At 64.1% G+C, this 12,415-nt stretch carries 12 protein-coding genes; 6 read left to right on the forward strand and 6 right to left on the reverse strand.

Annotation, left to right across the window (positions count from 1 at the left end; all coding sequences use genetic code 11):
• Window positions 1-129: 129 nt before the first annotated feature.
• Window positions 130-615: a DUF3291 domain-containing protein gene (locus VFG49_RS12055; RefSeq protein ID WP_324860796.1), complete on the reverse strand. Its 486-nt coding sequence runs from the start codon at window positions 613-615 to the stop codon at window positions 130-132.
• 130 nt (window positions 616-745) lie between these two features.
• On the opposite strand from VFG49_RS12055, the gene VFG49_RS12060 reads away from it, so the two are divergent.
• Window positions 746-1,465, forward strand: a complete 720-nt coding sequence (locus tag VFG49_RS12060; RefSeq protein ID WP_324860798.1) for a hypothetical protein — start codon at window positions 746-748, stop codon at window positions 1,463-1,465.
• A 22-nt stretch (window positions 1,466-1,487) separates the two neighbouring features.
• On the opposite strand, the gene VFG49_RS12065 is transcribed toward VFG49_RS12060, so the two are convergent.
• The 5 genes from VFG49_RS12065 to VFG49_RS12085 all read right to left on the reverse strand — a co-directional run bounded on the left by VFG49_RS12065 (window position 1,488) and on the right by VFG49_RS12085 (window position 6,955).
• Window positions 1,488-2,735: a cysteine desulfurase gene (locus tag VFG49_RS12065; RefSeq protein ID WP_324860801.1), complete on the reverse strand. Its 1,248-nt coding sequence runs from the start codon at window positions 2,733-2,735 to the stop codon at window positions 1,488-1,490.
• Window positions 2,736-2,768: 33 nt separating this feature from the next.
• On the reverse strand, window positions 2,769-4,088 hold the full coding sequence (gene sufD, locus VFG49_RS12070; protein ID WP_324860803.1) for a Fe-S cluster assembly protein SufD: 1,320 nt from the start codon (window positions 4,086-4,088) through the stop codon (window positions 2,769-2,771).
• On the reverse strand, window positions 4,085-4,855 hold the full coding sequence (sufC, locus tag VFG49_RS12075; RefSeq protein WP_324860805.1) for a Fe-S cluster assembly ATPase SufC: 771 nt from the start codon (window positions 4,853-4,855) through the stop codon (window positions 4,085-4,087). The genes sufD and sufC overlap by 4 nt, the downstream gene beginning before the upstream one ends.
• Window positions 4,856-4,993: 138 nt before the next feature.
• The gene (gene sufB / locus VFG49_RS12080; RefSeq protein ID WP_324860807.1) at window positions 4,994-6,475 is read right to left on the reverse strand and encodes a Fe-S cluster assembly protein SufB; all 1,482 of its coding nucleotides are present in this window, start codon (window positions 6,473-6,475) and stop codon (window positions 4,994-4,996) included.
• A 45-nt stretch (window positions 6,476-6,520) separates the two neighbouring features.
• The gene (locus tag VFG49_RS12085; protein ID WP_324860809.1) at window positions 6,521-6,955 is read right to left on the reverse strand and encodes an SUF system Fe-S cluster assembly regulator; all 435 of its coding nucleotides are present in this window, start codon (window positions 6,953-6,955) and stop codon (window positions 6,521-6,523) included.
• Between the two features lie 343 nt (window positions 6,956-7,298).
• Here VFG49_RS12085 and VFG49_RS12090 point away from each other — a divergent pair, with 343 nt between their 5' ends.
• From VFG49_RS12090 to VFG49_RS12110, 5 genes are all read left to right on the forward strand, one after another.
• Window positions 7,299-7,637 carry a P-II family nitrogen regulator gene (locus VFG49_RS12090; RefSeq protein WP_324860810.1) on the forward strand — a complete coding sequence of 113 codons (339 nt, stop codon included), beginning with the start codon at window positions 7,299-7,301 and terminating at the stop codon, window positions 7,635-7,637.
• Window positions 7,627-8,964 carry an ammonium transporter gene (locus tag VFG49_RS12095; protein ID WP_324860813.1) on the forward strand — a complete coding sequence of 446 codons (1,338 nt, stop codon included), beginning with the start codon at window positions 7,627-7,629 and terminating at the stop codon, window positions 8,962-8,964. Before VFG49_RS12090 ends, VFG49_RS12095 begins: the two co-directional genes overlap by 11 nt.
• Window positions 8,965-9,237: 273 nt before the next feature.
• Window positions 9,238-10,251: an aminoglycoside phosphotransferase family protein gene (locus VFG49_RS12100; protein ID WP_324860815.1), complete on the forward strand. Its 1,014-nt coding sequence runs from the start codon at window positions 9,238-9,240 to the stop codon at window positions 10,249-10,251.
• Window positions 10,248-10,964, forward strand: a complete 717-nt coding sequence (gene murU, locus VFG49_RS12105; RefSeq protein WP_324860817.1) for an N-acetylmuramate alpha-1-phosphate uridylyltransferase MurU — start codon at window positions 10,248-10,250, stop codon at window positions 10,962-10,964. Before VFG49_RS12100 ends, murU begins: the two co-directional genes overlap by 4 nt.
• Window positions 10,965-11,229: 265 nt before the next feature.
• On the forward strand, window positions 11,230-12,345 hold the full coding sequence (locus VFG49_RS12110; RefSeq protein WP_324860819.1) for a sterol desaturase family protein: 1,116 nt from the start codon (window positions 11,230-11,232) through the stop codon (window positions 12,343-12,345).
• The last annotated feature ends 70 nt before the right edge of the window (window positions 12,346-12,415 follow it).

Here is a 12,415-nt window from a genome sequence, read left to right on the forward strand (position 1 = left end):
GCGCACCCCGTGCGCGACCGCAACCCCACCATGCAACTCGGTCCGTGGTCGTCGCGATCACCTTCCATGCAACGCGCCAGCCGACCTCCTGCCAAGCACTGATGCCGCGATCGCGCACGGGGTGCGCTCCTACAAGGAGGCGTAGGCCGGCTCTGCGATGTCCGGCGCCGGGAAACGCTGCTTGAACGTAAAGGCCAGCGACGTCGGGCCGAAGCGATCCAGGTGCCACAACTTGGCGAGCCCGTCATTGATGGTCGGCTCGGTGCCGGCGGGCACCCACCACAACACCTGATAGGCGCGCCCTTCCGGCGGCTTGGCAAAGAACTGCCGGCGCTGCGCCATGATCGCCGTATGCGCGCTGCGGTAGACGAAATCGAACAATGCCTCCGCGTTTTCCCATACGGACATGTTCACCAGGAAGCGCGGATCGCTGGCCACGGCAATGCTGGTGGCGTTGTCCGACGCATCGTCCTTCAATCGCCAGACGAAGCCCCCGCTGGCTTCGGCCAGGGCGTTGACTTCGGCCAGTGCATCAAAGAACGGCTGCACGGCGGGGTCGCCCATGTCGCCAAGCAAGGTTCCCACGTTCATCTGAGCCAGCTGCCATCGAGCCATCGGTGTGCCTCCGGACGGGATGAGCCAAGCTTTGGGGCTGACGGCGGCACTCTCAATAGGCCGCCGACCATGCCTTCCCCAGATCGAAGGATGTCGACTAAGCTGGCCGAAATCTTCCGGGGGGAAACCGATGCACCGAATCGCTTTCGGAGTACTGGCCGCATGCCTGCTTGCCGCGTGCGCATCCCAGCCTCAGGCCACCATCCACCTGGACCCCTCGGAACATCCCGCGCCCAGCCCGGAAGAAATGCAGGTGAGGAAAGGCCTCGAAATGATCGAGGCGGGACAGATCATGGCCGCCGTCGATGACCCGCTCACCGATGTGGTGAACAAGTTCGAGGCCCAATACGCTCATAGCAAGGCCACGATCTACAGCGCGCGCGGGACTGGCGACGCCCTGCTGTATGCCGCCGGGAATCTCGGCGGCAGCCACGGGGAGGTCGAGGTCATCGGCCCCGCCTGGGCCATGGCGTACTGGGCCAGGGGTTATGCGTATGGCGAGATGGCGCGTTATGACGACGAACGCCGCGAGCTGGAAAAGGCCCTCGCGCTCGCGCCCTTTGATGCCCAGTACAACAACGAGCTCGCCTTCGTGTACATGCAGAAACGCGACTGGCCGCAGGCCCTGGCGCACTATGAAAACGGCGAGGCGTTTGCGGACATCACGGCACCCGACAGCCCCAACGTAAAGTGCGTCGCACTGCGCGGCCAAGGCTATGTGCTGGTGGAGCAACACAAGCTCGACGAAGCCGAAGCGAAGTACCGCGCCTGCCTGAAGGTGACGCCCGACGAGCCGAAATCACTGGCGGAGATCGGCTACATCCAGGACCTGAGAAAGAAGCAGCATTGATCCATCGGCCGCGTGCCCGGCATCACATCAGCAGCTTGCGCACCTTCAGCAGCGCGGTGATGAAAGCGTCGATCTCTTCGCGCGTGTTGTAGAACGCCAGCGAGGCGCGCAGCGTGGCGGGCACCTTGAAGTGGTGCATCAACGGATGCGCACAATGGTGGCCGGAACGAACGGCCACGCCCTGCAGGTCGAGCAAGGTGGCAAGGTCGGTCGCCTGCGCGCCCTCGATCAGGAACGAGATCACCGGCTCCTTCTCTTTCGCCTCGCCAACGATGCGCAGGCCCGGCACTTCGCGCAGGCGCTCGGTCGCATAGGCGAGCAGCTGCTGCTCCCACGAGTGGATCGCGTCGAAGCCGACCGAGTGGTAGTAGTCGATGGCGGCGCCCAGACCCACGAAACCCGCGATATTGGGCGTGCCTGCCTCGAACTTGTGCGGCGGCTCGGCGAACGTGGTGCCATCGAAGCGAACTTCGCGAATCATCTCGCCGCCACCGAAGAACGGCGGCATCGCCTCCAAGTGTTCCTTCCGTGCCCACAGCGCACCCGTGCCGGTAGGCGACAGCATCTTGTGACCGGTGAACGCGTAGAAATCGCAGCCCAGCGCCTGCACGTCGACCGGACGATGCGGCACCGCCTGCGAACCGTCCACCAGCAGCGGAATACCGCGCTTGCGGCACTCCCGGGCGATCTCGCGCACCGGGTTTACCGTGCCCAACACGTTGGACACATGCGTGACGCAGGCCAGCTTCACTTCCGGCGTCAGCATCTCGATGTACTTCTCGACGATCAGCTCGCCGCCATCGTCGATCGGCGCCGCTTTCACGGTGGCGCCGGTGCGCGCGGCCATCAACTGCCATGGCACGATGTTGGCGTGATGCTCCATCACCGTGGTGAGGACGGCATCGCCTTCCTTCAGGCGTGGCATGGCGTAGCTGTAGGCGACGAGATTGATCGACTGCGTGGTGCCTGAAGTGAGCACCAGTTCGTTGCGCGACGTGGCATTGATGAAGCGTGCCAGCTTGTCGCGCGCGCCCTCGTACGCTGCCGTGGCTTCTTCACCGAGCTGGTGCACGGCGCGCGAGACATTGGCGTTGTGGCGGCGGTAATGATTGTCCACCGCCTCGATCACGCTCGCCGGCTTCTGGCTGGTGTTGGCGTTGTCAAAATAGATCAGCGGCTTGTCGTGCACGGTGCGCGACAGCAAGGGAAAGTCCGCGCGGATGCGCTGCACGTCGAACACGGTGGGACTCGGCTTGGTCTGTGCATTCATCGGTTCATTCGCCTTGTGGCCGGTGCGCTGCCTTCACGCGGAAGGCAGGTGCGCCATCAACTGCTGGTCGAGGTGTTCACGCAACGCGTCGTTGTCCAGCGATTCGAACACCGCGCGGCAGAACGCTGCCGTCAGCATCGCGCGCGCCTCGGCAAGCGGGATGCCGCGCGAGCGCAGGTAGAACAGCGAACGTTCGTCGAGTTGGCCCACGGTGGCGCCGTGGGCGGCCTTCACTTCGTCCGCGTAGATTTCCAGTTCGGGCTTGGTATCGATCTCGGCCTGGCCGGACAGCAGCAGGTTCTTGCTGCTGAGGCTGGCATCGCTGCCATCGGCGCCTTCGGCCACCACGATGGCGCCGCGAAACACGCCGCGCGAACGCTGATCGGCCACGCCGCGCCAGATGGACTCCGATGCGGTATTGAGCGCCTGGTGGCGAAGGGCCATCTGTGTATCGACATGCTGGCGATCGTGGAGCACGAACACGCCACGCGTTTCCATGCGCGCACGGTCACCTGCCAGCGTGGCATGCAGATCGTGGCGTACCAGCGCACCACCGAGCTCCAGCACGTAGAGCGTGGCCTGCGCGTCTTCATCCAGCTGCACGCTGCCATGACGCACCAGGGTGCTGCCGGATGAGGCGTTCTGCAGCGTCACGTGCCGCAGTTGAGCGCCCTTGCGCAACACGACATCCGCCACCTGCGTGCCCAGATGCTGCTGCTCGCCACTGGCCACGTGGTGCTCCACCAGCGAAAGCGCCGAGCCCTCACCCAGTTCGATGATGTGGCGCACGTGCCAGGCCAGCGCGCCGTCGGCGGCGGCACCGATCATCACCAGATGTACCGGCTCGGTCACCTTGGTATGGGCAGCCAGGCGCAGCACCAGACCATCGCCAGCAAGTGCAGCGTTGAGGCGCGCAAACGCATCACCGCCCTCGCGATAATGGCGAGACAGCGCAAAACGCAAGGGTTCGGCGTCACCTTGAAGCGCCAGCGACAGCGGCAACAAGCCCAGGCCTGCCGGCAAGTTGTCGAGGCGGGAGAGATCGGCGCGGAACACGCCGTTGACGAAGACGAGCGCCGGACCATCCACGCCAGGCAGCGCACAAGCGGCTTCATCCACCGCACGCGTCGCCGCCTGGACATCACCCGGTGCAAAGCGGCGCTGGCCTAACGCGCGCAGCGCCGTGTACTTCCATGCCTCCATGCGCGTGTCCGGCAAACCGGCCGCGGCGAAGGCATCGAGATTCTCGCGGCGTGCCGCATCCAGCCAGCCGATGCCGCTGCCCGGCAACTGCGCCTGCGCGGCAGCTTCCAGCAGCGATTCGACGAACGGCGTGCGTTGCGCTTCGCTCATGCCGACGCTCCGCTGAGCGCCGGATCCTTGTCCGCCACCCAGGCGTAGCCCTGCTCTTCCAGCTTCAGCGCCAGTGTCTTGTCGCCGCTTTCCACGATGCGGCCATCGGCCAGCACGTGCACGAAATCGGGCTCGATGTAATCTAGCAGGCGCTGGTAATGCGTGATCACCAGGAAGCCACGCTCCGACGAGCGCAGCGCGTTCACGCCCTGCGCTACCTGCTTGAGCGCATCGATATCCAGGCCCGAGTCGGTTTCATCGAGGATCGCCAGCTTCGGCTCCAGCACGGCCATCTGGAAGATTTCGTTGCGCTTCTTTTCGCCGCCGGAGAAACCTTCGTTCACCGCGCGGTGCAGCAGCTCGTCGGAGATCTGCATGACCTTCAGCTTTTCGCGCACCAGCTTGAGGAACTGCATGGAGTCCAGTTCCTTCTCGCCGCGCTGCTTGCGCTGCGCATTGAGTGCGGCACGCAGGAAGTACGTGTTGTTGACGCCAGGAATTTCCACCGGGTACTGGAAGGCCAGGAACACACCAGCGGCGGCACGCGCCTCCGGCTCCAGCGCCAGCAGATCGACACCGTTGAAGGTGACCGAACCCTCGGTCACTTCGTAGCCATCACGGCCAGCCAGCACGTTGCCCAGCGTGGACTTACCAGCGCCGTTGGGCCCCATGATCGCGTGCACCTCGCCCGCGTTCACGGTGAGCGTGAGGCCCTTGAGGATGTCCTTGCCCTCGACGCGGGCATGCAGGTTTTCGATCTTCAGCATATTCGTTCCTGGTCTTTAAGCCCCTCTTCCACCGGGAGAGGGGACGGGGTGAGGGTTCGGCATCGCTGCAGTGTTTGCACGCGCCGCACCCTCATCCGCTTTTTGGGCACCCTCTCCCCAAGGGAGAAGGAACAAGCATCAACCCACCGCGCCTTCCAGCGACACTTCCAGCAGCTTCTTCGCTTCCACCGCGAATTCCATCGGCAGCTCGCGGAAGACCTGCTTGCAGAAGCCGTCGACGATCATCGACACGGCGTCTTCCTCGCCGATGCCGCGGCTGCGGCAGTAGAACAGCTGGTCGTCGGAGATCTTCGAGGTGGTGGCCTCATGCTCGACGATGGCCGTGGGGTTCTTCACTTCCATATAGGGGAAAGTGTGCGCGCCGCACTTCTTGCCGATCAGCAGGCTGTCGCACTGGGTGTAGTTGCGCGCGCCTTCGGCACCCTTCTCCACCTTCACCAGGCCGCGATAGCTGTTGTTGCTGCGGCCGGCGCTGATGCCCTTGGACACGATCTTGGACTTGGTGCCCTTGCCGATATGGATCATCTTGGTGCCGGTGTCGGCCTGCTGGCGATGATGGGTGAGCGCCACCGAGTAGAACTCGCCCACCGAACGATCGCCGCGCAATACGCAGCTGGGATACTTCCAGGTGATGGCCGAACCGGTTTCCACCTGCGTCCACGAAATCTTCGAGTCGTTGCCGCGGCAGTCGCCGCGCTTGGTCACGAAGTTGTAGATGCCGCCGACGCCGTTCTCGTCGCCGGGGTACCAGTTCTGCACCGTGGAATATTTGATCTGCGCGCGCTCCAGCGCCACCAGCTCCACCACCGCGGCATGCAGCTGGTTTTCGTCACGCATCGGCGCGGTGCAGCCTTCGAGGTAGGAGACGTAGGCGTCGTCTTCGCACACGATCAGCGTGCGCTCGAACTGCCCGGTGTTGATCGCGTTGATGCGGAAATAGGTGGACAACTCCATCGGGCAACGCACACCCTTGGGGATGAACACGAACGAGCCGTCGGAGAACACCGCCGAGTTGAGCGCGGCGAAGAAGTTGTCGCCGGTCGGCACCACGCTGCCCAGGTACTTCTGCACCAGTTCGGGATGTTCGCGGATGGCCTCGCTCATCGAACAGAAGATCACGCCCGCTTCGGCCAGCTCCTTGCGGAAGGTGGTGCCCACCGAGACCGAGTCGAACACCGCATCCACCGCCACGCCGGCCAGCTTCGCCCGCTCATGCAGCGGCACGCCGAGCTTGTCGTAGGTTTCCAGCAGCTTGGGATCGACTTCGTCAAGCGATTTGGGGCCGGACTTGGGCGCGGCGTAGTAGCTGATCGACTGGTAGTCGATCGGCGCGAGCTTGAGCTTGGCCCAGTCGGGCGTGGGCATGGTGAGCCAGTGACGATAGGCCTTCAGGCGCCACTCGGTCATCCACTCCGGTTCTTTCTTGAGCGCGGAGAGCTGGCGCACGATGTCTTCGGACAGGCCCGCCGGCAGATAGTCGGTTTCGATGTCCGTGACGAAGCCGGCTTCGTAGCGACGGCCCAGCGCAGCGGCGACTTCGGCGTTGTCGCGAAGCGTCGTGGCGGTGAGGTCGCTGCGTTCGGTGGTTTCGGTAGTCATGATGGTCTTCGTGTCGTCGTCTGGTCGGTCACAGGAGATCGGCGGTCATCCGATCAGGGTCGCGTCGATGCGACGACTGGGTGGTTTGAGCATGTCGGACAGGCTGACGGCGCGCAGGGCGTTGTCCACCACGCTGTTGACGCGCTGCCAGTTGGATCGCACGCCGCATTGCGACTCGCGATCGCACTGGCCTTCGGCGAGGCTGCATTCGGTCATGCCGATGGGGCCTTCCAGCGCTTCGACGATCTGCGCCAGCGTGATCTCCACGGCCGGGCGCGCCAGGCGGTAGCCGCCGTTGACGCCGCGGAAGGACTCCACCAGCCCGGCATGGCCCAGCGACTTGAGCAGCTTGCTCACGGTGGGCAACTCCAGATGCGTCTCATCGGCGATCTGCGCCGTGCTGAGCACGTCGTCAGGATGGGCGGCGATGCAGGTCATCACCACCGTGGCGTAGTCGGTGAGGCGGCTGACGCGGAGCATGGGAGCGGCCGGCGGTACCAGGGGAATCGGTACCAAAATGGTACTGATTAATGCCTGATGGGTCAAACCGTAGCGGTGCACCAAAAAGGGGATTCAGGCAAACGAGACGCCCTTTTCCCGGGCAATCACAGGGCACCCAACCCACCGTATCTCCAGCTGTTCCTCACCGTCACCCCGGCTAAAGCAGGGATGCCGCGACTTTGCTCTCCTTCCAACCCATTGAAATAACTGGATTCCCGCTTTCATGGGAATGACGGTGAGGGGCCAAGTGCATGTGGCGGAAGTCGCATGGCACGCATCCTGCTGCACCGCGACATATCCATGAGGCGGGGAGCGTTCGGGGATGAAATGGATCACGGCGATCATCAAGCCATTCACGCTGGACGACGTCCGGCAGGCGCTGACCGAGGTGGGGGTGACGGGAATGACCGTTACGGAGGTGAAGGGGTTTGGTCGCCAGCACGGGCATACCGAGCTGTATCGCGGCGCCGAGTACGTGGTGGATTTCCTGCCCAAACTGAAACTTGAGGTAGCCATCGCCGATGAGCAGCTCGATCAGGCGATCGAGGCCATCATGGGGGCGGCGCGTACCGGCAAGATCGGCGACGGCAAGATCTTCGTGAGCGAGCTGGAGCAAGCCATCCGCATCCGCACGCAGGAGGTCGATGTCGATGCGCTTTGACCGAAAGCTCGCCCGCCCCGCGCTCGCCTTGTCCGGCTTGCTGGCCACCTCTTCCGCCTGGGCCCAGGCTGCGGCGGCCCCTACACATATAGATAGCGGCGATACCGCCTGGATGCTCACCGCCACGGCGTTCGTGCTGCTGATGACCATCCCCGGCCTGGCGCTGTTCTACGGCGGCATGGTCCGCGCCAAGAACCTGCTGTCGGTCCTCATGCAGTGTTTTGCCATCACCGCGCTGGTGACGGTGCTGTGGTTGTTCTACGGGTTCTCGCTGGCCTTCAGTACCGAAGGCATGCAGGCGGGCGTGACCAACCTGCATTCCTTCATCGGCGGACTGGATCGCGTGATGCTGGCCGGGCTCAAGCCTGATTCGCGCTACCAGACAGTGCCGGAAAGCGTGTTCGTGATGTTCCAGCTGACCTTCGCGATCATTACGCCGGCGCTGATCATCGGCGCCTTTGCCGAGCGCATGAAGTTCAGCGCCCTGCTGTGGTTCAGCGGCCTGTGGCTCACCATCGTCTACCTGCCGGTGGCGCACATGGTGTGGAGTGGACCGGGCTCGTTCCTGGGTGACCTTGGCGTGCTCGATTTCGCTGGCGGCACCGTGGTGCACATCAATGCCGGCATAGCCGGCCTTATCGCCTGCCTCGTTATCGGCAAGCGTCGCGGCTATCCCAACGTGCCGATGCCGCCGCACAACCTCGGCTATACGGTGGTGGGCGCGAGCCTGCTGTGGCTGGGCTGGTTCGGCTTCAACGCAGGCTCGGCCGTCGCCGCCAATGGCAGCGCGGGCATGGCGATGCTGGTGACGCAGGTTGCTACTGCCGCCGCCGCGCTGGGCTGGCTCGCGGTCGAGTGGATGGTGCATGGACGTCCGAGCGTGCTCGGCATCGTGTCCGGCGCCGTCGCCGGCCTCGTGGCCGTGACGCCCGCCGCAGGCACGGCCGGCCCGGGAGGTGCGCTGGTGCTCGGGCTGATCGCCGGCGTGACCTGCTTCTTCAGCGCCACGCGGCTCAAGCACAAGCTGGGTTACGACGATTCGCTGGATGTGTTCGGCGTGCACGCGATCGCCGGCATCGTCGGTGCGCTGCTCACCGGTCCACTGGCTTCGCCCAAGCTGGGTGGTTTCGGCGCGGTGGAATCGCTATGGGGCCAGCTGTGGATCCAGGCCAAGGGCGTCGGCTTCACCGTGATATGGAGCGCCGTGCTGAGCCTGGTCATTCTCAAGCTCATCGATTGGACGCTGGGTCTGCGCGTGGATGACGAGCAAGAGCAGATCGGCCTCGACATCGCGATGCATGAAGAGAAGGCTTATAACCTGTCGTGAGACTTCACTTCGCCCGCTCCCCATTGGGGGAGGGCTGGGGCAATGCCACCTTTAAGGCGGCATTGCCACCACCGTAGAGGCATTGCCACCTTCACGGTGATGGCAATGCCTCTACGGTGGTGAGGGGCGAGCCTTGCAACACGCCGGATCGTTGTAGGAGCGCACCCAGTGCGCGATCGCAGCGCATCGGCGCGCCTATCGCGCACTGGGTGCGCTCCTACAGTTGAAGGGCCTCACCCGCTAAGCTGCTCGCACCACTACCTGCTGCACGCCATGACCATCGCCCTCGATCGCGCCGCCGCCCGCCTGGCCTGGACCCGTTCCGCCCTAGACGACGCGACGCTGACCCTCGAACCCGCCTCCGCCGACGCGAGCTTCCGCAGCTACTGGCGCACGCACCATCACGGTCGCAGCTGGATCGTGATGGATTCGCCGCCGGACAAAGAAGATCCCCGCCCGTGGCTGGCCATGGGTGAACGACTGGCCGCCGCGGGCCTGCATGTGCCTGCCGTGCACGCGAAAGATCTGGAGCAAGGTTTCCTGCTGATCGAAGATCTCGGCAATCGCCTTTATCTGTCCGAACTGAACGATCTGTCGGCCGATGCGCTGTATGGCGATGCGATGGATGCCCTGCTGCGGATGCAGACGCGCATGGACTATCGCGACTTGCCGCCCTTCAGCCATCAGGTGCTGGTGACCGGACTGGAAGTGATGCCGGAATGGTTCCTCACCCGCCATCTCGGCCACACGCCGAGTTGCGAGGAATGGGACGTACTGGAAGCCGCGTTCGACGTGATCATCCGCAACGCGCAGGAACAGCCGCGCAGTTTCGTGCATCGCGACTATCACAGCCGCAACCTGCTCGTCGTCGATGAGAACAACCCGGGTGTCATCGATTTCCAGGGCGCACTGGCCGGGCCCATCACCTATGACCTCGCCTCGTTGCTGCGTGATGCGTACATCGTGTGGCCGCGCGAGCGCGTGGAAGGCTGGGTGGAGTCGTATCGCCAACGCCTGATCGTTGCCGGCATGATCGACGAAAAGGTGTCGCCCGCGCGCTTCCTGCGCTGGTTCGATCTCACCGGCATGCATCGCCACGTGCGCGTGCTCGGCCAGTTCTACCGGCTGTGGTATCGCGACGGAAAGCCGGGCTACCTTGCCGATGTACCCGTGGTTTTTCACTACGTGGTGTCGGTTGCGCGCAACTATCCCGAGCTTGCCGATTTCGTCGCGCTGCTGGAGCGCCATGCCGCAGGCCGCGACCTCACGCAGGTGGCAGCGGCATGAGGCACGCATTGATCTTCGCCGCCGGCCTCGGCGAGCGCATGCGCCCGCTCACTAACCACACACCGAAACCGCTGTTGCCTGTCGGCGGCAGACCGTTGATCGAATGGCATCTGGAAAAGCTCGCGGCCATCGACGTGCGCTACGTGGTCATCAACACCTCGCATCTCGCCGGACAGTTTCCCGACATGCTCGGCGACGGTTCGCGCTGGGGACTGCGCATCCGCTACGCCTACGAAGGAACCACGCCACTGGAAACCGGTGGCGGCATGCTCAATGCGCTGGACCTGCTCGGCCCCGAGCCGTTCCTGGTGATCAGCGGCGATGTCTGGACCGATGCGGATTTCGCCACGCTGCCCGCCGAGCCCGCGGGCACAGGCCACCTGTTGATGGTCGACAATCCCGCACATCACCCTCGCGGTGATTTCGCACTCGACGCGCAAGGTGCGCTGCTCGATACCGACGCCCTGCCCCGGCTCACCTACAGCGGCATCGGCGTGTTTCGCCGAGAACTGCTGGAGGGTTGGCGCGACGCGGTCGACGATGCCGGCGCGCAGGAAAAGCCACCTCGTTTCAAGCTCAGGCCGCTGCTGGAACGCGCCATGGCTCGCGGCCAACTGCATGGCAATCATCATCGTGGCGCATGGACCGATGTGGGCACGCCGCAACGGCTCGCCGAGCTGGATGAAAAGCTCCGGGCGCTGCGCACGGCATAGATGTTTTTTGTGGGAGCGCACCCTGTGCTCAACCGCAACGCCACTGTCTCGCCAACCCACAGGCTGTCGCGCACAGGTGCGCTCCCACCGGCAGGCGGACGCGGTCATCAACACCGCAAATTCCTGCCGGTTTGAGGACTTGCCGCTCACAGGCGTATCCTGAAACCGCCTGGTTCTGCAGCCCGATCCCCGGCCATGCGCATCGCACCGCGCAGCGTCGCGCCGACATACTGCTGCAGCGCCACTTGCCTGCAAGGTGACAGCGATGTCCGAACTGTGGTCCCAACTCGTCGGCTGGTTCAGCACGCACGGCGTGCAACCGGTGCTGCAGTTCCTGCACCTCGAGAACCTGGCGGGCAATCCCAACGACATCGCCGAATCGCTGCTGATCGCCACATTGCAGCTGTGCATCATCGGCCTCATTTTCCGGCCACTGGAAAGCATCGTGCCGGCGGAAAAATGGACGGATCGCAAGCTCACCAAGGTGGATTTCCAGTACACGCTGCTGATGCTGGTGGGCATCTTTCCGATCTTCAGCTATCTGGTGCTCACGCCGATCGCCAACTATTTCGGCGGCCCGGATACCGGCCCCGGCGACGCGAGCGCATCACCGCTGGCCATCACGCACTGGTTTCCCGCGCTGAAGGCACACCCGTGGCTGCTGTTCGGCTGCTACTACCTCGTCTACGACCTTACCTATTACTGGATGCATCGCCTGCAGCATGCGTTGCCGTGGTGGTGGGCGCTGCACAGCATGCACCACAGCACGCGCCAGATGAGTTGCTGGACGAATGATCGCGGCAGCCTCATCGACGGATTCATCCAGTCGATGATCCTGGCCAGCGTGGGCATCGTGATGGGCGTAGAGCCCGACCAGTTTGCGTGGCTCGTGCTCACCGGCGAGCTGGTGCAGAACTTCTCGCACGCCAACGTGCGCATCGGTTTCGGACCGGTGTTCAACCGCGTGTTCGTGGCACCGCAATTCCATCGGCTGCACCACATGCTGGTAGACCCCACGCGCCCCAAACTGCACAACTGCAATTTCGGGCAGGTGCTGTCGGTGTGGGATGTGCTGTTCGGTACCGCGCTGTACAACGAACCATTGCGCCCCACCGGCGTTGGCGACCCGATGGTGGACGACGACAACAACCACGGCCTGATCGGACTGCACTGGAACGCCGCCAAGCGTTTCTGGGGTGCGGTGAGACGGCCGGCGGGATGGAAATTCGGTGAAGTGGCGTTTGGCCCCGATTACCGGCCGATTCCGGTCGAGCAGTTGGACCTGCATGCCCTGGGGCATCACATCATGCAGCCCGTGTCGCCGCATGCCGTGCCATCGGTGGATGAACCGGTCGCGCCGGAAAGCGCCACTACAGCCTGACAGCGTGCTCACCACGCTTCCCTGCTCCGGACGCCTCCGATGTGAAATGATCTCGCGGTGAAACGCGGTC

The sequence above is a fragment of the Dyella sp. genome, from assembly GCF_035685885.1.
GTDB lineage: Bacteria > Pseudomonadota > Gammaproteobacteria > Xanthomonadales > Rhodanobacteraceae > Dyella.